Below are 23140 nucleotides of genomic sequence, written 5' to 3' on the forward strand. Positions count from 1 at the left end.
GAGAACTTCTACTTCATATTATCTCTATTCTATTAAAAAAGCAGGCCATTTTCTGGCCTGCTTTCCCCTATTTTATACGATGAAATATACTGCTTTTAATGGTCCATGTACTCCGACAACAAGATTCATTTCTATATCTGCCGAGTTACTAGGTCCTGTAATAAAGTTAATACAAGATGCCACTGTCTCGCCATTTTCTACACGCTTGTTCATATCCTCAACTGCTTGTGTAATACGAGGTACAAGTGTTTCACGTGGAATAATAGCAAGGTATACAGTCGGTAAAAAGTGTAAAGAACGGCCTTGACCTTTATGACTTTGCACAACGATCGTACCAGATTCGGCTAAAGTATAATCACTAAATGCAATTCCAATATTCGCTCTTTCCGCGATACGCATATTCTCTTCTTTTTTCTCAGGATCCCATACGTTCACTTCAACATTTTGCTTTGGAAGTTCTTCTTTAAATAAAGAAGTCAATCCATAAGAATCAAAACGTTCATCTGCCGATAACATAATAGGTCCCCCGCCGTTTTCAACGATTACTTTTTGAATATCTTCACGTAAACGGTCATTTGTCGTTTCCACAACAGTTGTATGAATGTTTGTACATTGATTTTTAAATACTTCTAACAATTCTTCTTGTGAATAATTTTTTAACGTTTCTTTATTCACATTGTTTTTCCATACTGGACGTTTTACACCATCCGTTTTACGCGCGCGTCCAAGTTCTTTTACAATATTTTCCAGAAAGGACTCACGGTTTTGAATTAATCCTGTCATTATTTGTCCCCGCCTTTCTTATGATCTTTATACCAATCACGGAATCGTTCTTTACTTGGAGCCGGGAATTCACGAATATCTGTCCAATTTTTAAGTGGCCCAACACCTTTTGATACACGGTTACCAGATGTAAATGGACTCATTGCTGCTGGCGCCATCTTTGATCCCATTTTATATAAAGCTGCTGAAGATGCACCCATACTAAACATTTTCATTGCTAATTTTTCTGCAAGTGGAGCACGCCCTTCTTGCTCAACGATAACTTGACGATGTTTTAATAATAAATCATGCAATGGAATTTTTACTGGACAAGCTTCTGTACACGCTCCGCATAAACTAGAAGCATAAGGAAGCTCTTTGTAATCATCATATCCACCTAAAAGTGGTGTTAATACCGCCCCAATTGGTCCTGAGTATATAGAACCATATGAATGTCCACCAACATGTCGATATACAGGGCATACGTTCACACAAGCAGCACAACGAATACATTGCAACACTTGACGGAATTCAGATCCGAGAATTTGAGAACGACCATTATCAACCACAACTAAGTGGAATTCTTCTGGGCCATCTACTTCCTCTTCTTGAATTGGTCCCGCTACCGTTACATAACTTGTTAACTTTTGACCTACTGCACTACGACATAGTAAACCAACTAAAACATCTAATTCTTCCATTGTCGGAACCATACGTTCCATACCCATAACCGCAATTTGTGTTTTTGGAATCGACATAACAAGGTCGGCATTACCTTCATTTGTTACTAAACAAAGAGAGCCAGTATTTGCAACAGCGAAGTTACAACCTGTCACACCAATTTCAGCATCCATAAATTTTTCACGAAGTTGTTTACGAACAAACTTTGTCATTTCGTATGGATCATCAGAATTTTCATAGCCAAGCTTTTCTTTAAATACGTCACGAATTTGCGTTCTATTTTTATGAAGAGCAGGCGCAATAATATGTGAAGGTGGATCGTTATCTACTTGCAGAATATACTCTCCTAGATCACTTTCTAACACTTCACAACCGATTTCTTCAAGCGCATGGTTCATACTAATTTCTTCTGTTACCATTGACTTTGATTTTACTACCTTTTTTGCCTGCTTCTTTTTTGCAACGTCTTGAATATACTTTGCTGCTTCTTCTTTCGTTTTCGCAAAGTACACATGTCCGCCTCTTTTGGATACATTTTCACTTAACTGCATTAAGTAATAATCAAGATTTTCTAACGTATGTTGACGAATTTCTTCACCGAGTTCACGCCATTCTTCCCAGTTCCCTAATTCATCTGCTGCTTTTAAACGATTCGTATATAAGCGTGTTTGTGCAGAAGATACTGCTCCGCGCATAAACGAATCTTGAATTCCATCGCCAACGCGATCATTAAATTTTTTCTCACTGATTTTCATAGACATAGCTTATGTTCCCCCTTCATGAGCGACTATTCAGTACCTCAGCAATATGCATTACTTTTATTTCTTTTCCTAAACGCTCAATACGTCCGCCAATGTTTAACAAACACCCACAATCTGCACCGATTAAATAATCAGCGCCTGTTTCCATTGCACTATCTACCTTTTCATCTACCATTTGCTCAGAAATTGGAGTCATCTTCACTGAAAACGTTCCCCCAAACCCGCAACAATTTTGCACATTTGGTAACTCTCTCACAGTTAACCCTTTTACATTTGATAATAAAATTCCTGGTGCCTCTGTTACTCCAAGCATACGTGTCATATGACATGATTTATGAATAGTAGCAATCCCTGGTAAACTTGCACCAACATCAGTAACCTTTAAAACGTCTACAATAAATTGTGTAAATTCATATGTTTTATCAGCAACTTTTTGTGCACGTTTAGCCCACTTCGGATCATCTTTAAAAACATGCGGATACTCATGAAACATTGTCGCACAAGAACCAGATGGCGTAACGATATATTCTGCATCTTCAAAAGTTTCAATCATATGTTTCATCGCTTCTTTTGCAGCTTCTACATGGCCGCTATTATAAGCAGGCTGACCGCAACAAACTTGTGCTTCTGGAAATTCAATTTCACAACCTAAACGCTCCAACACCTCAACTGTTGCTTTGCCGACATTTGTTTCAAACATATCGACTAAACAAGTAACAAATAAAGTAACTTTCATAATTATTACTCCCCCTTTTTACAACTCCACCAACAAACATATGGTCATCAGATGACTAATGAGAGAAGAAATAGGCTCAACCATGGCCTATCCTCTCCCTCTTCTAAAGAAAACGCTTACTTAATCTCTCTCTATTTTATCAGAAAATTAGATTTTTAAAAGATTAAATTAAGAATTTATATCGTTGCTACCTGTGACAATATGTTCTACATTTGTTAAATGATCTAGCATTGCTTGCTGCGCTAATTCTACATCTTGTTTTAACACTGCATCATATATAACTTGATGCTCTTCTATAAGTCGTTCTGATGTTGTTTGTTCACCATATAAAATAATGCGTCTTGATTCACCAATCGTTTCAGCAATCATCTCTGAAACATGATTCATGAGTTCAAGCAAAATGTTGTTATGCGAAGACTCCGCAATTCCCATATGGAACTGAAAATCTGCTTTTTCGCCAGCCTTTTCATCTCCAATGCTCTTTGCCATTTCATCTAACCAATGCTTCATATTTTGCAAATTATCTTCCGTACGTTTTGCCGCAGCTGCTCGAACTGCCCCCACTTCAAGCACCTTTCGTACTTCTAATAAATTCAAAATATCTTCTTTCTTCATCAATAATCTATTGTTTAATGATTTTGTTAATGAAGAAGAATCAAAATTCTTCACATATGTACCTTCTCCTTGTTTCATCTCAATTAAGCCCATCGCTCTTAGCGCACTTAGCGCTTCACGAACAGCAGATCTGCCAACTTGAAACTGCTCAGCTAATTGATGTACAGGAAGTAGTTTGTCACCAGGTTTTAACGTACCATTTTTAATCATTGTTAAAATAGCTTCAGATACTTCTTCGTAAATTTTTTTCGGTTTAATAGATTTGTACTCCAGTTAAATCACCTCAGTATCTTCCAAACAACAATTGAAACGATTTATAAGAACTTTGCATCATAACCATTTTAGAACGAATTGGTAAGAAGTACAAATGTTTTGTTCATAAAATCGTCAAAATTTCGATATTTATTACATATTAATTAATACTTTTACGTATAACTGTTTTCTAAAGAAGAGCATGCCCTAAAAATTAGAACATGCTCTCCTCATCCTGTACTTTCAATTTAATACTAACCGTCGTGCCGTTCCCTTTTTCACTTTCAATTCGCCACTGTCCTTCATGTATATGAACAATTTGTCTTACAATTGCCAGGCCTAAACCTGTTCCACCATGTTGACGACTTCTCGCTTTATCAACTCTGTAAAAACGTTCACCAAGGTTTTCTAAATGCTCCGTATCAATACCGATTCCTGTATCTTTTATGTTCAATTCACAGTAATCATCTATCTGCCTAAGCGTTATCATAATATCCCCGTTTTGATTTGTATACCGTATCGCATTATCTAACACGTTATGAAGCACTTGTTGCATACGATCCTCATCAATCATTACAATGATTTCTGGATTTAAATTTGTTGAAATACGAATTTTCTTTTCTATAAACTTAATCTCATACGTATCTAACACATCTTCAATTAGTTGTGAAAAAACGATAGGTTGTTTCTTTAAAGGGAAATGTTCCCCTTCTAGTTGTGCTAAATCTAATAAATCATGAACGAGACGCTGCATACGATCTGCTTCTTTATGAATGAGCTGTGTTACTTTTTCCTGCTGCGGTCCCTTCGCTACACCATCTAAAATAGCCTCGCTATATCCTTTTATATAACTAAGCGGTGTTCTTAGTTCATGCGAAACGTTAGCTAAAAACTCCTTACGCTTTACGTCTTCTGTCTCTAAAGAATTTGCCATCTTATTAAATGCTTTTCCTAATCGTCCAATTTCATCTTCAGAAGAAATTGTAATTCGTTCTGAGAAATCCCCCGTAGCCAAATGATTGGCAACTCGTTCCATTTGCGAAAGTGGTTTCGTAATAGCAATAATAATTTTTCTACCAACCCATATTGTCAGTAAAGTTATAGCAAGTGCTAACGGTGCTAAAATAAGACCCATATCATATATTAAGTCTTTTATACTTTTTAAAGGAATATAAGAATATACAATACCAACTAATTTTTTATTTTCTAAAACAGGGATGACAACCCCCATAATATTACGGTCAAAATGTTCCTCGTATCCTATCTTTGTCACAGTTTTTCCATCTAATAATGCTTGCCTGTCCCCTTCACTTATAAGAGAATGATGGTGCACATCAAATGGTAAACATGCACTTAAATCACGTGGGTTCGATACGAAAAGAACGTCTGAACTAGATATTTGATCAAATGCTCTTACTTTCTCTTCAAAAATTGATATTCCTTCACGCTTATCATATTGCGCAGCAAGACGCTTCCCTTCCATTACTAATGAATCTTTTAAATTATCAACGTATAGTTTTTCATACGAATATAAAGATACAAAGTAAAGAAAGGAAACTGTTACAAATACTGCACATACTACTGTCAGCCAAAGCTTCTGTACCATCGTAAACATACGTTACACCTCAAATTTATAGCCTACACCCCAAACAGTTTGAATGTAGTTTCCACTTTCTCCAAGCTTCAAACGCATCGTTTTCACGTGCGTATCTACGGTTCTTGTACTTCCGGCATAATCATATCCCCATACCTTTTCCAGCAATTGTTCTCGGCTAAATACTTGTCCTGTATGTTGGCAAAGAAAATAGAGTAAATCAAACTCTTTTACTGTAAGAGAAATCGGCTCACCATCCACCTCAATTTTCCTACTTTTTTCATTAATACGGATCGGTCCAAACTGAAATTCCTCTTGTTGCTCTTGCTTTGTATAACGCCTTAATACAGCTTCCATACGAGCAATTAATTCGCCAGGACTAAATGGCTTTACAATATAATCATCTGCTCCCATACGTAAGCCGTTCACCCTATTCCACTCTTCACCTTTTGCTGTTAAAAATATTATTGGTACATCTGACGTTTTTCTAATTTCTTTACAAACTGAAAGTCCATCCATCTCTGGCATCATAATATCTAGTACAACGAAATCATAATGATTTGTCTCTAATTTTTTTAGAGCTTCTTTTCCATTTTCAGCTTCTTCCCACTCGTATCCGAAATTATCTAAGTACATTCCAACAAGTTGCCTCATATCACTTTCATCATCTACAACTAGCACCCTATATTTACTCATTGTCCTTCCCTTCTCTCTCTATGAGTTGAAACGGTCCTTTTCCGACTTTAATTGTTTGTTTTATTTTCAAATTCTTCATATCCATGACGCAAACTTCATCACTATCATAGCTTGCTACGTATCCTTCTGCTCCGCTCTTCAAAAATGCAAATGGGTTTGATCCTACTTCTACAGAAGCCACCTCTTTATACGTGCTAACATCAAACTTTCTAAGCGTATTCGAACCGTGACTTAATGCATATATGTACTTATGATCCTTCGTAATATTCACAGGCATAAAAGGAGCGTGTAAAGAACGTACCATTTCTCCGCTCTGCAAAGAATACACTAATACTTTCTCATTCACCTGATTTCCATCACCATGTCCGCCAATCCATATTTCTTTCCCATCTGGACTAATTGTCGCCCCCGTTGACGCTGGTGGAATCATAAAGGTTTGTATCACTTCTTTTTTCTTTGTATCAATTGTCGTTAGCTTCGTATCATAAAAGTTTAATACAGATAACTGGTTATGGTACTCTACCATCGTTATTGGCCCTTTTCCGGTTGACACACTTCCTGTCTCTTTGCCTTTTATCGTAAAGAACCTTACCTTTTGGGCATTTTGATCGGCAGCAAATAATTGTTTTTTATCTTCGGATACGATTACATTTACAATACCTTTTCCAGTTTTATATTTCTCCACTTGTCTTCCTTCAACTAGTGAATATACATACATGTACTCTAACTGCTTTCCATATACAAGTATGTCTTCACCATTTGGAAGTAGTAGGATTCCTGCCATCGGCTCGTTAAGTTCCCATGTCGTAATTAACTTTTTAGTTTGCTTATCGACAAAACTAATACTGCCTTCTTTTATATTCGTTGTTATAATAACACTTTTATCTTTAGCAATCGGTGTATACGAGCTTCCTTGACACCCTACTAATAGAAATACAAAACAGAGAAGAAAAACAGACTTTCTCAAAAGATTCCCTCCATCTTCGGATGATTTCGTTATAATTGTAAAATAACAAATAAATGTGTGGAAAGTGTGAAATTTCCCTTTCCTACTTCATTTACATATATAATGTACAACAAATAGAATTTGAGGTGTGCCAATTATGCTTTTTCCTGATTTAGCAAATAAAATTGTACGAGAAGTACGCAGACTAATTAAAGAAAATATTATTATCATTAATATACAAGGCGTTATTATCGCAAGTACAGATATAGAAAGAATCGGTCAATTTCATGAAGGCGCACTCCGCTGTGCGAAACAAAAGAAAACTGTCATTATTACAAAAGAAGATGAACGACGTTTGCATGGCGTAAAAGCGGGTATGAATCTCCCTTTACTATTCCATGACGAAGTAATTGGTGTCATTGGAATTACAGGCGAACCTGAAAACATTTCCCAATACGGAGAAATATTACGTAAAATGACCGAACTACTCATTCACGAAAACTACTTTTTAGAACAGCTAGAACTTGAACACCGTTCTTATGAAGCATTTGTCTTTGATTGGCTCCAAAATACAGACTGGTCTCCAAGCTTTCTCGATCGTGCCAAAACACTTGGTATTGATTTATATAAGAAGAAACAACTTATTTTGTTCTCTATCGATCAAAATGACACGATGCTTCAGCGTAAGATTTGGCAACACGTACGCAATCTATTAACAAAGGAGCATCTATTTGTTCGCTGGGGAAATGATCGATTCATTTTATTTACAGCCACGAACTCCAAAGAGCAAACATATCAATTTTTAAAACGATTAAAACAAGACTGTGAAACTTTGTTTTCTGTTCCTTTATATATCGGGATTGGACAATCCGTTACGCCAAACAATATGAATTTATCGTACGAACAAGCATTACAAGCTCTTTCCGTATCACTTGAAACGAAAAACATTGTATTTAATGAAGATTTACGTTTAGAAATGTGCTTACAAGATATTTCTGCGGAAACGCGGGAACAGTTTCTAAAGCGCACCATCGAAAACTTACTATCATCGCCTGAGCTTATGCACACTTTACGTTTATTTATCGATTATAACCAATCCTATAAACAAACAGCGGAGCAATTACATATACACATTAACACATTGCATTACAGACTTAAAAAAATTGAGGAGTATACAGGACTCGATCCGAAACAGTTCAAAGACTTAAACATTTTATACTTCTCGCTCCTCTTATTAGATAATCATACAAAAAAGAATGATAAAATAGATTAATCTTTAGATGATTATACATAGAAAGAATCCCCCGACTTTTTTATCATTATAATGAAAGCACTGTGACAACGTTTTTTATTATGACTCATTACGTTAACAGTTTGAGGGGGATTTCCAATGTTAGAAAAACAAATTATTGATTCATTCGTATCCATTGTTGGCGAAGATAATGTAGATACATCCAATATGGGGCGTTTAACGTATAGTTATGATGCCACTCCAAACTTCCAAGCAATGCCTGATGCAGTCATTGCTCCTCGTAATACAAATGAAGTAGCTGAAGTATTAAAAGTATGTAACACTCACAAAATCCCTGTATATGTTCGTGGGTCTGGAACAAATCTTTGCGCAGGGACATGTCCACTTGAAGGCGGTATCGTCCTTATCTTCCGCCATATGAATAACATTTTAGAAATTGATGAAGAAAATTTAACAATTACTGTACAAGCTGGTGTTATTACGCTTGATATTATTAAAGCAGTAGAAGAAAAAGGTTTATTTTATCCACCAGATCCAAGCTCAATGAAAATTTCTACAATTGGCGGTAACATTAATGAAAACTCGGGTGGATTACGTGGATTAAAATATGGCGTAACACGTGATTATGTGATGGGGCTTGAACTTGTCTTACCAAATGGTGATATGATTCGCACTGGTGGTAAATTAGCAAAAGATGTAGCTGGTTACGATTTAACTCGTTTATTTATCGGTTCTGAAGGAACACTTGGCGTCGTAACAGAAGCAATATTAAAACTTGTTCCTATGCCTGAAACGAAGAAAACGATGCTTGCACTATATGAAGATATTAATGAAGCTGCACGTGCTGTTTCTTCTATTATTGCAAATAAAATCATTCCAGCGACACTTGAGTTTTTAGACCAGCCGACAATTGAAGTAGTAGAAGAGTTTGCTCAAATCGGTTTACCAACTGACGTAAAAGCAATTTTATTAATTGAACAAGACGGTCCACCTGAAGTTGTTAATCGAGATATTGAAAAAATGGCTAACGTTTGTCGTTCCATGAATGCAGTTGATGTTCGCGTCGCAAAAGATGAAGCGGAAGCAGATGCGCTTCGAACAGCTCGCCGTAGTGCACTGTCAGCACTGGCAAGATTAAAACCTACTACAATATTAGAAGATGCAACGGTACCACGCTCACAGATTGCTCCGATGGTTGAAGCTATTAATGCCATTGCCAAAAAATATAATATTCCTATTTGTACGTTTGGCCATGCTGGCGATGGCAACCTACACCCAACTTGTATGACAGATGCTCGCAACGAAGAAGAAATGCACCGAGCTGAACAAGCTTTTGCTGAAATATTTGCGAAAGCAATTGAACTTGGTGGCACGATTACTGGTGAACATGGTGTTGGTGCGATGAAGGCTCCGTATTTAGAAATGAAGTTAGGTAAAGAAGGTATTGCTGCTATGCAAGGAATTAAACAAGCCTTCGATCCAAATAACATTATGAATCCAGGAAAGATGTTCGCGAAGGACACTCGTAAAAGAGTGGTGGTTGAGCGATGACAACATTAAATAAAGAAAACATTCAAAAGGAATTTAAAGAACGATTAAGTGAAGATGAACTACTAAACTGTATGCGATGCGGTTTCTGCTTACCAACTTGCCCTACTTACATTCAATCTGGATATAAAGAATCACATTCCCCGCGTGGACGTATCGCATTAATGAAAGCGGTCGTTGACGGCTTAATTGAGCCAGATGAAGATGTTGAAAACACATTAAATGTTTGCCTCGGCTGCCGTGCTTGTGAACCTGTTTGTCCATCTGGTGTGAATTATGGACATTTATTAGAAGAAGCTCGTGATATTATAAATCAAAACAAAAAGTTTTCAATGCCAGTGAGAGCTGTTCGTAAAGTCGTTTTTGAAGGACTTTTCCCGCATCAAAATCGAATGAGAACATTAACAGGATTAATCGGATTTTACCAACGTTCCGGTTTACAAACGCTAACACATAAAACAGGGATTATGAAGTTATTCCCTGAAACACTTGCAACAATGGATCTCGTTTTGCCTAAGGTCCCTAAAATGAAAGCAATGAAAGATCGCCCTGAATTTTTACCTGCTGAAAGTACGAAGAAGAAACAAGTTGCATTCTTCACAGGTTGTTTAATGGATACAATGTTTTTAGAAACAAATAACGCAACGATGAAACTGCTTCAGTTAGCTGGTTGTGATATCGTTATTCCGAAAACACAAAGTTGCTGCGGGGCATTACATGGACATGCTGGTGAGAAAAATGGGGCAAAGGAATTAGCAAAACGCAATATAAAAGCATTCGAAGATTTAAACATCGACTATATTATTACGAATGCTGGTGGTTGCGGAGCTTACCTCGTAGACTACGATTACTTGTTAAAAGATGATCCACAGTGGGCTGAACGTGCAAAGCAGTTCGTTTCTAAAATTAAAGATATTACTGCTATTCTAGTAGAACTAGATTTCCATAAACGTAATGACTTACGAGTCACGCCGCAAGTTATTACGTATCAAGACTCTTGTCACTTACGCAATGTTATGCGAACATCTTCAGAACCTCGTATGTTACTAGAAGCAATTCAAGGCGCAACATACCGCGAAATGAAAGATGCAGATCGCTGCTGTGGTTCTGCTGGTATTTATAACATTGTTCATTCAGAACTATCTATGGAATTTCTAGATTACAAAATGGACCGTGTGCATGAAACAGAAGCAGCAACCATTGTTACTGCAAATCCAGGTTGTTTATTACAAATGAAATTAGGCATTGAACGAGAAGGTCTTTCTCATAAAATGAGAGGAATTCACATCGTTGATTTATTATTAGAAGCAATTGAAACCAACTCGTAATAACTCGTAACATACGTAATAATAGGAAAACGGCTATCTCCTTCGTCTATGTAAAGAGATAGCCGCTTTTTTGTCCGCTACAACATTAAAAATATGTTACTTTATTATAAAAAAGAACAACAGAAACATTACAGTTTTGTAAAAATCAATCCAGTATATTCCTCAAAAAAACGCTCAAACCATTGATACAATAGGATTCTTCATTTTCAATATAGGTACATTTATCCAAAAAACGCGTCTTATAACCAAGTATAAAAATGCTGAAAATTCCTTTTATACTCTATGTTTCTCTTATTTTTCCCCTTTTCCCCTCTTAGGATAAATTAGGTAAATTTTAAGTCTATGAATTTTTTTCCATCTTTTTTCTCACAAAATCTATGCTACGATGAATTTGTCAGTCAGACAGGCTGTCAAAAACAAATCGTGTGAAAACAAATTAAAACTTTATATAGGGGGACACACATCATGAAAAAGCGTGTTTTATTATCTGTAGCTGCTGCAACGGCTCTTACTTTAGGAGTATCTTCTCTAGATGCACAAGCTGCAACAGTACAACCATCTAACATCAAGGTTCAAAATATTCAGCATTCAAAAGTGATGATGAAGCAAATGAGCCAACAAGAATTACAAGCATTCTTACAATCTATGGGCGTTGAGTCATTAGCACAATGGCAACAAGGAAACTTCCAACCAAATTGCATTATTCCTGGTCAACAACCTACTGAAAATGTTGTAACTGAGCAACCGACAGCTAAGCCAGAAACTCAAAAGCCTGCTGAGCAAAAACCTGCCGAGCAAAAGCCTGCTGAAGAAGTTCAAAAACCAGAAGCTCAAAAGCCTGCTGAAAACAATAATACGCAAAAACCGGCTGAACAAAAACCAGCTGAGCAAAAGCCTGCTGAAGAAGCAAAATCTTTAAGCGAGTTCGAACAACGTGTTGTTGAATTAACAAACGCTGAGCGTGCAAAACAAGGTTTACCAGCTTTAAAAATCGACACTGAATTAAGCAAAGTAGCACGCATTAAATCTGAAGATATGCAAAAAAATAACTACTTTGATCATAACAGCCCTACATACGGGTCTCCGTTTGACATGATGAAGAAATTTGGTATTTCTTATACATCTGCAGGTGAAAACATCGCCCAAGGCCAACGTACACCTGAAGAAGTAGTACAAGCTTGGATGAACAGTGCTGGACACCGTGCAAACATCTTAAATAATGGATTCACTCACATCGGTGTTGGCTATGTAGAAAGCGGCAACTACTGGACACAACAATTTATTACGAAGTAAATAGATTAAAAGAGTCTTCTCATAATGAGAAGACTCTTTTTTACGTTTCATAACTTTCTATTATGTATGAGTATAAAGCGTAGAACATAAACAAAATAGAACCACCACTTATTACGCTAAGTAACACATAAAATCCCCATTTCAAGTTCAAAAACAATGAAAACAATATACTACATGCCATCACTTGAAAAATCCGTCTACTCACTAAACGGATCTTTTTTAATTTGATTGGGTCTTTTTCCGTACTCTGAACTTTTTTAAACGCCTTACTAAGCATAAAAAGAAACATACTAATCCCTATTGTTAGTCCTGTTTGAAAGGATATCATGCTTCCAAAATTAATAAAGAGAATGAGCATATGGATAAACAACATAAATAAAGTAATCGTCTTTAGAAATCCACTTATAATGACATGCTCGTCTTCATTAAACTTATATATATTATGTGAAATAATATACATCAATCCATGTAAGAAAATAATAAGACAAGGAATAAGTGCTATAACAACTTGTTTACTCATAAACTCGTTTGGCCGACCATTTACATCCCAATGTACCGCCATATGCTCTTGTAAATATGGATAGAGACATAGAGTAACTAAAAGACAAGCGAAAAATATTCCTAGTATATATTTATATTTGATCAAGTGATTCTCACCCCTCTTTTCTCTTAACGGCTTCGCTTCTTTTAGAGAAATTCCTGCAAAAATCTACTTTTCTCAACTTTAAACTTACACTTTACGCATTTACTCTTTGAAATTCTTTCATTGTGTCATTTAATTTTGTAGGAAATGGTACATCCACTTCAATCTCTTCTTTCGTAATTGGATGTAAAAAGTTTATCTTCATCGCATGTAACGCTTGCCTAGACATATATTTCGTTCCTCCACCATATAAAACATCCCCAACTAACGGATTACCATTATAGCTCATATGAACACGAATTTGATGGGTTCTACCAGTTTCCAATTGTAACGTTACGAACGTAACATTTTGTTTTTTAAAATACTCCTCTACTTTATAATATGTAATTGCTTGATCTCCCTTTGGAGAAACACGTCGTCTCGTCGCATGATGGCGATCTCTTCCGATAGCCGCGTCAATTGTTCCTTGCTTTTTTTTCACCTTGCCTTCTACAAGAGCCGCATATGTTCTTTTAATTTTTCGTTCCATTAATAAACGATCCATAATTGCACCAGCAATTCTATGCTTCGCAAACACGACACCACCTGTCGTATCTTTATCTAACCGATGAATATGACGAACCTTCGTCTCTAAACCTTGCATTTGAAAATGAAAGGCAACAAGGTTTGCAAGTGTTCCCATCCCGCCTTTTTCAGAAGGATGCGTATCCATCTTCTCAGGCTTATTGACAATGAGTACATGATCGTCTTCATATACTACATGTAATTCACCATATTCAGGCTCTACATCGTATTCTTCCTCCATAAACATATGAACTTGCAACTTATCGCCTTCTTTTAAAAGCTCATTCCATCTTCTCTGTTCTCCATTAACGGTAACACCTTTTTCCATACGAAGCTGATGTAACAACTTTTTCGGTATTTCCCATTCTATTTTTAATAACGACTCAATGCTTATACCATTCCATTTCGCTGGCACAGTCATTTCGCACCATTCGCCCTTCTTCTTCGTTTCCATACTGTATCACCTTATTTCTATTGATTCTCTCATTGTAACGGAAAATACACTTTGATGCACCGTCAAAAATAGAGGACAGTCTTATAATAGACTGCCCCTCATGCTCTACGCCTTCTCATTTCCTGCAACACTTCTTCCGCTTTTTGTTCATATGATAAATCTTTAAAGAAATCCGCCAACCTCTTATAATCGTTATACGTATCTAATAAGTCATCCATCTTTTCTACTTTCATCACTTGTTGTTTTTGCTTCATTTTTACCGGATAACGATAGCCCGATACTTCTTGTATTTTGTAATACTCATCCTCTACTTGAATGACCTTTACAAGTTCCTCTTCTTCCGCATCCATCGTATACCCATCAAAATCTCTAAGCAATTCATAAATAATATGAGTCCATTCATCTTTTGGATAAAATCCTTTTTCTAACCGATAACCGACAATGCGATACATATGCCCATCGTTTTCTGCAAACTGTACTGTATCATTTAGCTTAAATTTAAAATAACGAAACATTGCCTTCACCTACTTATATGTAATGTTCTTATCACATACTATTTGCAAAATGTAGGTCTTGCTATTCATAAAAAAATACTCATCTATAAGATGAGTATTTTTTACGATGATTTTTCTTTTTTCTTTCGAAATGGTAACCACCAGTTCCAGTCTCCAAACAATTTCATTAAACTTGGTACGAGCATAAGACGAATAATTGTTGCATCAAGAAATATCGCTAATGCAACGCCAAGCCCCATTTGTCGTACTGGTAAAATATCAGTAAAAGCAAACGCACCAGTTACAACAATCATAATTAATGCAGCTGATGTAATAATTCTACTTGTTGAAACAAGTCCTTCTAACGTCGCCTGATCGTTATCCCCTGTTTCTTCATACAGTTCATGGATACGCGAAATAAGAAAGACTTCATAATCCATGCTAAGCCCAAAGACGAGGCCGAAAATGAAGATTGGTAAAACAAATAGAACTGGACTTGCTTCTAAACCAAAATGACCACCTTCGAATAACCAAACAACAATTCCAATTGTTGCGCTTAAACTAAGTATATTCATAATAATCGCCTTAATTGGAATGAGTATAGATCGAAATGCAAATAATAATATAACAAAAGTCGATCCAAATATAACAGACATACCAATTGCAACTTTATCTTTAATTTCATCTTCTAACTCTTGTTGGAACGTCGTCATTCCGCCTAGATAATATGTAACGTTCGTTTCTTTATAATTTTGTTTAAAATCACGCACCCACTGTTTCGCAATTTCTGTACGTGGTTTTGTATGTAAAAAGACTTCGATTGTTGTCTTATTTCCTTTCGTATACGATTCAAATACCGGAGCTATTTTAGCAGCTTCTGGCGACTGTAACATCCCCGCAACTTGCTCTGATTTCATTCCATTTAAACTGTCGTATAAACTTCTTACTTCATATACTTTCTTATCATCTTTTAACTTTTGAACGACTTCTTCTACCTTTTGTAAACTTTCTTTTTCTTTCATATCTTTTTTCGTCTCTACCACTAACGTAACATCAGCATGTGTTTTTGCAGTTTTATTAAATGCCTCTTCGTACTTCTCATATGCAATTCTTGTATCACTTTGTTTAGGTAAAGCTTCTACGTCAGGGAACTGTAAATTAGCTGTACGTAATGGTAATAAACAAATCACAATAAATGTTGTAACAACAATAATCATCGCAATTGGATGTTTCATTACAAATTGTGCAAATGTACGCCATGCCTTTGCCGGCGTATGTGCTACTTGATTCTTTTTTAATATTCGTTTACCAATTAATGATAATAACGCTGGAAGAAGTGTGAGCGAGAATACAATACTCATAATCACAACAATCATTCCACTAATTGCGACAGACTGAATATAATCGATTTTAAAGAAAAACAAACCGGATAGGCCAACGAATACACATAATCCTGAAAATACGATTGCCCGCCCTGCTGTCTGATATGTAATTGCTATTGCTTCTTTTACCGTTCGCTTTGCAACTTCCTCTCGAAAACGATTTACAAATAATAGCGCAAAATCAATAGATAACGCAAGTCCGATCATCGGTGCAACATTTAGCACAAAGATAGATAGTTCCTTATCACTACCTATAAAATATAATATGCCCATCGTACTAATAACACTAAGTGCCCCATTTACAATTGGTAAAATAGATGCCAAAAGGCTACCGAATGAAAATAGTAATACGAGAAATGCAATTGGTAACCCAATCATCTCTGCCACTTTTAAATCATTTTGCGTTCTTTCATTAATCTCTTTATTAATTTTCGGAAACCCTGTAGGTGTTACTTTTAATGCTGTATTACTTTCCTTTTCAATTTTATCAGCAAATTGTAATGTCTTTTCCATTCGTTCTTTATTGGTTTTCCCGGAAAATAAAATTGTCGCATAGCCGATATCATCTTGTAACATTTCTTTATTTTGCACTGGATGATGGAAAGATTCATATGTCTCTTTCTCTTGAACATTCTTTACAATTTCCTCTAACTGCTTTTTAAATTCCTCATGTGAAACACCTTTATTTTTTTCAAAAACGAGTAGGAGCGTATCTTGAGACCTCTTAAAATCTTTATCTAAAATTTCTTTCGTTTTTTGATAGTCCCCTTCTGTTTGGAAACCGTCACCACCTAATACTCCCGGTAGCTTTGGAGCGAAAATACCGAGCGCTATCGCAACCAATAGTAATGCTACTATTACTGTATAACGAAACTGATACAAAAAAGCTCCTAATTTTCCCCACTTATCTACTTTATGTACATTTGTTTTCACACATTTTCACCTACTTTACATCATTCAATTGTTACTTATAATGTATCACATCTTCATGCAAACAAAAAACGTCTGGAAACACTATAATGATAGTTTTTCCAGACGTCTTTTTATCTCTCTTTATTAAGTCCCAATCTCTCGGTAAGTAAACGATGGCAATAAATCGCCATAATTAACAAAATACCACCTACGCAATAACCTGCTAAAATATCAGTTGGATAATGTACATTTAAAATAACTCTACTTAATCCAATCGATACGATTACTATTCCCATGAAAAGCGTTATCACATATTTTCCGGTCACACTCTTCAAATTTGCCACAATGATATAAGTAAGAAATCCAAATGTCATAATAGATAACATTGCATGCCCACTAGGGAAACTATATCCAAGCGCATCCAACGTTTCATTTAACGACGGACGATCCCTTTTCATAATTTCTTTTATCCCTTTATTCACAAGATGTGTTGTTAAAATGCCCATTGGATATACAATCATCGCAGCATAATAACGTTTTCTCCAAAAAACAAGTAAACTTATAATAAGCACAGTTACAATCCCAATGGCAGAACCTAATTTTGTATAGTGTGAGAAAAATGTAAGCGAACTTTCTGTTTGTAACCCTTTTACTACCCCTCGGACATATGTATCCATCACTGTAACGCCGCCAGCATGTACTCGCCAAGCAACAATGCCAAATACAGCAAATAATAAACCGATACACATTACCTCATATTGATGCAACTTCTTCAAACGATTTCCTCCTACTATGAAAAAATGCGATTTCTACTGTAGAAACCGCATTTTCTTACTTATTTACCTTTTGTTTTTAACTCTGTCCAGTAACGGTCGTAGTCTTTTAGCTTATCGTCTACATCAACAAGCCATTCTGTACGATCTAATTCTTCTTTCGTTAAGAAGATCATGTGGTTATCACGATATTCTTTACTATGAAGAGGGTGAGCTTTTTCATTTGGATTACTGTATCCAATTGACTCGTAGTTTTTCACACTTACTTTTTCATCTAATAAGTAGTTCATAAACTTCTCTGCAAGCTCTTTGTTTTTTGCACCTTTTGGAATTGCTAACGTATCAGCCCAAATTGTGCCGCCTTCTTTTGGTACAACGTACTCTACATCTTTATTATCTTTTGCGATAAATGCTGCATCCCCAGACCAAACTGTTCCGATCCAAGCATCTTCTGTAATGAATTTTTGTTTAATATTATCTGTATCAAATGCTAATAAGTTTGGAAGTAGCTTCTGTAAATCAGTTGCTGCTGTCTTTAACTGTGCATCGTCTTTCGTGCTGTTTGAGAATCCATGCTTCTTAAGACCCATTCCTAACACTTCACGAGAATCATTTAATAAAGTTACATGCCCTTTATATTTCTCATTCCATAAGTCAGCCCAGCTTGTAGGTGCTTCCTTCACATACTTTTTATTGTATGCAATACCTGTTACGCCCCAAGTATATACTAAAGAATATTTATTCTCTGGATCAAACGCAGGTGTTTTGAAATTAGAAACCATGTTTTCGATATTTGGGATATTCTTTTTATCTAACGGCGCTAATAAATCCATTTTCGCCATCGTTTTAACCATATAATCCGACGGCTGAATTAAATCATACTTAGCGCCACCTGCTTGTAATTTCGCAAGCATTTCTTCATTACTTGCATACTTATCATAGTTAATTTTCACGTTATATTTCTTTTCAAAATCTCTTAGCACTTGCTCATCAAAATTGTCAGCCCAGCTATAAATGTTTAACTCTTCTTTTTTTTCACCACAACCAGCAAGTACACCAGCAACAAGGCTAAAGCTAATTGCTGCGCCGGCTAATCTTTTCATTAATTTCATCGGTTTTATTACCTCCTCGTACTTTCTATATCGTTCGTATTATAAAGGAAGGTGTCCTCCAGAGTTTTCTTCACCATCTGCACCTTTGTTACGGAAGATTTCAGATAGAACCATTAATCCTACGATAGCCACAATTAAAATTGTAGAAAGTGCATTAATTTCTGGTGATACTCCGCGCTTAACCATACTGTAAATGTATAATGGCAATGTTGTTGATCCTGGTCCTGATACGAAGAAACTAATTACAAAATCATCAATTGATAATGTGAATGTTAATAATGCAGCCGAAATAACTCCAGGTGCAATCGCTGGGAACGTTACAAAACGAAACGTTTGCCACGGCGTTGCTCCTAAATCATTCGCAGCCTCTTCTAAATCACGTCCCATACCAGAAAGACGTGCTGCTAAAATAACGACAACAAATGAAATACTAAATGTAATGTGTGCAATAATAATTGTTGTTTTACCAAGTTCCATACCTAATTGACTAAATAAAATAAGTAAAGATAATCCCATTAAAATATCAGGAATTAAAATTGGTAAATACACAAGACCATTAATAGCACCTTCATAACGATATTTATAACGATGTAATGCAATTGCGAAAATCACACCAAGAACAGTCGTTACAATCGTTGTTACGACCGCAATCGTCATACTATTTACAAACGCATCAATAACATCTTGTTTTTGAAATAAATCTGTATACCAATGGAATGTGAATCCTTCCCATTCCGCATTAATGCGAGAATCATTGAAGGAATACACCATTAAAACCATCATTGGAAAATACAAGAACAATAAAATTAACCAAGAATAAGAAACTAAAAACTTCTTCATCTTTGCCTATTCCCCTCCGTTCCCATCATATTTATATACTTTCGTTGCACGATAATATAAGTAAATTAACAGAACAGAGAATAGAACAACAATCATAGATAACGCAGATCCAAACGGCCAATCACGCGCTCCTAAGAATTGATTTTGAATTACGTTTCCGATTAATGCTACTTTCGATCCACCCATAACGTCTGATACAACAAACATTCCGATAGAAGAAACAAACACTAAAATAGAACCGGTAGCAATCCCTGACATCGTCATTGGTACTGTAACATTCCAAAATGCCTTTACTGGTGTTGCCCCTAAATCATAAGCTGCTTCTAGCTTACGCTTATCAAGCTGCTCAATCGCTGCATACACCGGTAAAATCATAAATGGTAATAAAGAATATACCATCCCAAGTATTACAGAAGGTGTATTGTATAGTAAATTTAAGGGTTCACTAATAATGCCTAGCTTCAATAACAATGTGTTTACAAGACCTTGTGAACGTAAAATAACAATCCATGCGTAAGAACGAACAAGGAAGTTAATCCAAAACGGGATCGTTGCCAATAATAAAAGAATGGAACGATATTTACGATCAACAATTGTAATTGTATATGCAAATGGATAACCGATCAGTAAACATATTACTGTCGTAATAACCGCAATTTTCACTGTTTCCCATAACGTCCCCATATATAATGGGTCAAATACACGTGCTATGTTCTCTAATGTAAATTGCATTTCCACTGTCCCATATGCTCCGCGCTGCATGAAGGCAAATGCCAATACAAACAGAAGGGGAATTAGGAAGAAGATTAACAGCCATGCGACTGTAGGTAGTGCGAGTAATTTCCCTTTTTTCAATTTAAGGTCACCTCGTCCTCTTGCTCCCAGCCTACGTATACATTATCTCCAATGCTCCACTGCGCTGCTTCTTCAGCAGTTTGATATGCCATTAGTAATTCTGATGTTTTCTCATCACGTACATAAAGCTTTTCCATATTTCCAACAAACTCAATGTCTTCAATATGTCCAAGGTGGTATTCTTTTAAAATCTGCTCTTCAACCGAACGCACTTTTACATTTTCAGGGCGAATTGCTACATAGCCTTCCCCGTTTTTCACAATATTATTTTCACCGATAAATGTCGCAACGAACAACGTTTTCGGCTTATTATAAATTTCTTTCGGCGTTCCGATTTGTTCAATATGACCTTTATTCATAACAACGATACGATCACTCATGCTCATCGCTTCTTCTTGGTCGTGCGTTACGTATATGAACGTAATTCCTAAATTACGTTGTAAGTTTTTCAATTCACGTTGCAAGTCTTTTCTTAACTTAAAGTCTAATGCTCCAAGTGGCTCGTCTAGTAATAATACACGCGGGTTATTTACAATCGCTCTCGCAATTGCTACACGCTGCTGCTGTCCACCAGAAAGCTTTGCAGGTTTACGATTACGGAACTCAAGTAACTGCGTTAAACGCATTGCCTCTTCAGCACGCTCTTTTTGCTCTGCTGCCGGTACTTTCTGCATTTTCATACCGAAACAAATATTTTTCTCCACATTCATATGTGGGAATAACGCATAGTGTTGAAACACTAAGTTCATATGACGCTTATATGGTGGCAAATCGTTAATCTTTTCATCATCTAACAAAAGATTCCCTTTAGTTGGTGTTTCAAACCCTGCGATCATACGAAGTAACGTCGTTTTCCCGCAACCACTCGGCCCTAAAATCGTTAAAAATTCCCCTTCTTTAATATCTAAAGAAAGCGGTGGGATAATCACTTGATTTCCAAAATGTTTTTCTACTGCTTCAACTTTAATAATCTTTTTCATTTTCCCGTCCTATCTACCTCAAATTTAAATTTTTATATTCATGAATACATATTTATGTTCTATAGACTATTTTTTGTTTCGATCCAAACAAAAATGGTTATTTAGCAAGCGTTCACTTCTATTCTTTATGTAGTATGTTTGATTCATTTTCGCCTGATACATAATGTCGAACAGAAAAACCCCTTCCATTGCGAAGGGGCTTTTATCATACGGCTACGCCTACTGATAAACACCATCATCATTTTAACAACTTTCGTATGAATTTTAAAGCACTTTTTGTAGAAGAGTAGCGAATTTTCATATCGAATGCCGTAGATTGGGCTAAAATGCTTTTATAATGTGAAAAAGTCCGAAAACTTTCTTCCCCATGATAACTCCCTAATCCACTACTTCCAACGCCACCAAAAGGTAAATATGGCGTTGCAAGATGATAGACGACATCATTAATACAGCCTCCGCCATATGAAATATTACTCGTCACTTTCTTTTGTACCTCTTTATCTTCAGAAAATACATATAACGCTAACGGCTTCGGATGTTGCTGGATTGTGCCAATTACATCTTCTATATTGTCATACTCTATGATTGGTAAAATCGGACCAAAAATTTCATCTTCCATAACGGAACTTTTCCATGTAACATTAGTTAACACTGTTGGTTCTATATGTAAAGTCTCTTTTTTATAGTTCCCACCAATTACAGTTTTCCCATCTTTCAAAAACGTACATAAACGTTCAAAATGACGCTCACTCACAATTCTTACATAATTATCATTGTGCAGTGGCTCTTTTCCATACTGCTCCTCAATTTCATGTCGCAACGCTTCAATTAACTGTTCTTTCACGGAAGCATGCACATACATATAATCAGGTGCTACACATGTTTGTCCTGCATTTAAAAACTTCCCCCACACAATCCTTCTTGCCGTTACATCTACTTTCGCATCTTTATGTACAATACATGGACTTTTCCCGCCAAGTTCTAACGTAAGCGGCGTCAACTGTTTTGCTGCTGCTTCCATGACAACTTTCCCAACGCCCACACTACCTGTGAAGAAAATATAATCAAATGGTTCTTTCAGCAAAGCTGTACTCTCTTCAACGCCGCCTTCTACTACCGCTACAAGCTCTTCTTGGAATAAATCCTCTAACATCCTTGTAATCACTTTGGAAACGTTTGGCGTTAACTCCGACGGTTTTAAAACGATTGTATTTCCAGCTGCTAGAGCTCCTACAAGCGGTGCAATTGCTAATTGAAACGGATAGTTCCACGGTGCAATAATAAGTGTCACACCGTACGGTTCGGGCACTACTTTCCCCTTTGATCCAAAATGAGTAAGTGCTGTTCGAACACGCTTCGGTTTACTCCACGATGAAATATGCTTCAATTGAAAAGAGATTTCTTTTAATACATATCCCACTTCCGTTGTAAATGACTCATGAACTGACTTATTTAAATCTAATTTTAACGCCTGAAATATTTCTTCTTCAAAACGCTGAATGCCTTCATAAAGCTTCTTCAAATTATTCTTTCTCACTTCTACACTTCTCGTATGGCCATTATAAAAATATTCCTTTTGTTTATTTACAATAGAAGAAACACTCATTCATTCACCTTCTCCCACTATTTTCATCCAATTCTTTCATTATTTATATAGACTTCATATA

Annotated in this window: 21 protein-coding genes; 4 read left to right on the forward strand and 17 right to left on the reverse strand. The window is 36.2% G+C overall.

Going from position 1 to position 23140, the window contains the following annotated elements; translation table 11 throughout:
* Nucleotides 1-72 precede the first annotated feature (72 nt).
* The 7 genes from QCI47_RS21515 to QCI47_RS21545 form a co-directional block, all read right to left on the reverse strand.
* Entirely contained in the window at nucleotides 73-783 is a 711-nt protein-coding gene (locus tag QCI47_RS21515; protein ID WP_353811945.1) for a LutC/YkgG family protein, read from the reverse strand.
* A complete protein-coding gene (locus QCI47_RS21520; protein WP_000061914.1) occupies nucleotides 783-2204 on the reverse strand; it encodes a LutB/LldF family L-lactate oxidation iron-sulfur protein in 1422 nt (473 codons plus the stop codon). The genes QCI47_RS21515 and QCI47_RS21520 overlap by 1 nt, the downstream gene beginning before the upstream one ends.
* Before the next feature lie 16 nt (nucleotides 2205-2220).
* On the reverse strand, nucleotides 2221-2940 hold the full coding sequence (locus tag QCI47_RS21525) for a (Fe-S)-binding protein (protein WP_000869149.1): 720 nt from the start codon (nucleotides 2938-2940) through the stop codon (nucleotides 2221-2223).
* A gap of 168 nt (nucleotides 2941-3108) precedes the next feature.
* On the reverse strand, nucleotides 3109-3798 hold the full coding sequence (locus QCI47_RS21530) for a FadR/GntR family transcriptional regulator (protein WP_255256540.1): 690 nt from the start codon (nucleotides 3796-3798) through the stop codon (nucleotides 3109-3111).
* Nucleotides 3799-4021: 223 nt separating this feature from the next.
* Entirely contained in the window at nucleotides 4022-5422 is a 1401-nt protein-coding gene (locus QCI47_RS21535) for a sensor histidine kinase (protein WP_048557209.1), read from the reverse strand.
* Between the two features lie 3 nt (nucleotides 5423-5425).
* Nucleotides 5426-6097 carry a response regulator transcription factor gene (locus tag QCI47_RS21540; protein WP_000049873.1) on the reverse strand — a complete coding sequence of 224 codons (672 nt, stop codon included), beginning with the start codon at nucleotides 6095-6097 and terminating at the stop codon, nucleotides 5426-5428.
* A complete protein-coding gene (locus QCI47_RS21545) occupies nucleotides 6090-7064 on the reverse strand; it encodes a YncE family protein (RefSeq protein ID WP_076867787.1) in 975 nt (324 codons plus the stop codon). The genes QCI47_RS21540 and QCI47_RS21545 overlap by 8 nt, the downstream gene beginning before the upstream one ends.
* A gap of 136 nt (nucleotides 7065-7200) precedes the next feature.
* Between QCI47_RS21545 and QCI47_RS21550 the strand changes: the two genes are divergently transcribed.
* From QCI47_RS21550 to QCI47_RS21565, 4 genes are all read left to right on the forward strand, one after another.
* Nucleotides 7201-8316 carry a CdaR family transcriptional regulator gene (locus QCI47_RS21550; RefSeq protein ID WP_076867786.1) on the forward strand — a complete coding sequence of 372 codons (1116 nt, stop codon included), beginning with the start codon at nucleotides 7201-7203 and terminating at the stop codon, nucleotides 8314-8316.
* A 117-nt stretch (nucleotides 8317-8433) separates the two neighbouring features.
* On the forward strand, nucleotides 8434-9846 hold the full coding sequence (gene glcD, locus QCI47_RS21555; protein ID WP_000890742.1) for a glycolate oxidase subunit GlcD: 1413 nt from the start codon (nucleotides 8434-8436) through the stop codon (nucleotides 9844-9846).
* Entirely contained in the window at nucleotides 9843-11171 is a 1329-nt protein-coding gene (locus tag QCI47_RS21560; protein WP_000209638.1) for a (Fe-S)-binding protein, read from the forward strand. Before glcD ends, QCI47_RS21560 begins: the two co-directional genes overlap by 4 nt.
* Before the next feature lie 465 nt (nucleotides 11172-11636).
* On the forward strand, nucleotides 11637-12464 hold the full coding sequence (locus tag QCI47_RS21565; protein ID WP_000747582.1) for a CAP domain-containing protein: 828 nt from the start codon (nucleotides 11637-11639) through the stop codon (nucleotides 12462-12464).
* A 40-nt stretch (nucleotides 12465-12504) separates the two neighbouring features.
* Here the strand turns inward: QCI47_RS21565 and QCI47_RS21570 are convergent, their stop codons facing one another.
* From QCI47_RS21570 to QCI47_RS21615, 10 genes are all read right to left on the reverse strand, one after another.
* Nucleotides 12505-13110, reverse strand: a complete 606-nt coding sequence (locus QCI47_RS21570) for a DUF1648 domain-containing protein (RefSeq protein ID WP_048557212.1) — start codon at nucleotides 13108-13110, stop codon at nucleotides 12505-12507.
* 91 nt (nucleotides 13111-13201) lie between these two features.
* Nucleotides 13202-14125: an RluA family pseudouridine synthase gene (locus QCI47_RS21575; RefSeq protein ID WP_076867785.1), complete on the reverse strand. Its 924-nt coding sequence runs from the start codon at nucleotides 14123-14125 to the stop codon at nucleotides 13202-13204.
* 98 nt (nucleotides 14126-14223) lie between these two features.
* A complete protein-coding gene (locus tag QCI47_RS21580; RefSeq protein ID WP_000490297.1) occupies nucleotides 14224-14640 on the reverse strand; it encodes a hypothetical protein in 417 nt (138 codons plus the stop codon).
* A gap of 101 nt (nucleotides 14641-14741) precedes the next feature.
* Nucleotides 14742-16934: an MMPL family transporter gene (locus QCI47_RS21585; protein ID WP_061185641.1), complete on the reverse strand. Its 2193-nt coding sequence runs from the start codon at nucleotides 16932-16934 to the stop codon at nucleotides 14742-14744.
* Nucleotides 16935-17044: 110 nt separating this feature from the next.
* A complete protein-coding gene (locus tag QCI47_RS21590) occupies nucleotides 17045-17662 on the reverse strand; it encodes a phosphatase PAP2 family protein (protein ID WP_002027288.1) in 618 nt (205 codons plus the stop codon).
* An 86-nt stretch (nucleotides 17663-17748) separates the two neighbouring features.
* Nucleotides 17749-18798 carry a spermidine/putrescine ABC transporter substrate-binding protein PotD gene (potD, locus tag QCI47_RS21595; RefSeq protein WP_000772498.1) on the reverse strand — a complete coding sequence of 350 codons (1050 nt, stop codon included), beginning with the start codon at nucleotides 18796-18798 and terminating at the stop codon, nucleotides 17749-17751.
* Between the two features lie 39 nt (nucleotides 18799-18837).
* A complete protein-coding gene (gene potC / locus QCI47_RS21600) occupies nucleotides 18838-19638 on the reverse strand; it encodes a spermidine/putrescine ABC transporter permease PotC (RefSeq protein WP_000714204.1) in 801 nt (266 codons plus the stop codon).
* A gap of 6 nt (nucleotides 19639-19644) precedes the next feature.
* Nucleotides 19645-20493, reverse strand: coding sequence for a spermidine/putrescine ABC transporter permease PotB (gene potB / locus QCI47_RS21605; RefSeq protein WP_000715494.1), 849 nt, complete (start codon nucleotides 20491-20493; stop codon nucleotides 19645-19647).
* The gene (potA, locus tag QCI47_RS21610; RefSeq protein WP_000720320.1) at nucleotides 20490-21473 is read right to left on the reverse strand and encodes a spermidine/putrescine ABC transporter ATP-binding protein PotA; all 984 of its coding nucleotides are present in this window, start codon (nucleotides 21471-21473) and stop codon (nucleotides 20490-20492) included. Before potA ends, potB begins: the two co-directional genes overlap by 4 nt.
* A gap of 238 nt (nucleotides 21474-21711) precedes the next feature.
* Nucleotides 21712-23079, reverse strand: a complete 1368-nt coding sequence (locus tag QCI47_RS21615; RefSeq protein ID WP_071741602.1) for an aldehyde dehydrogenase — start codon at nucleotides 23077-23079, stop codon at nucleotides 21712-21714.
* Nucleotides 23080-23140 lie beyond the last annotated feature (61 nt).

The sequence above is a fragment of the Bacillus cereus group sp. RP29 genome, assembly GCF_040459765.1.
In the GTDB taxonomy this organism is placed as follows: Bacteria; Bacillota; Bacilli; order Bacillales; family Bacillaceae_G; genus Bacillus_A; species Bacillus_A paranthracis.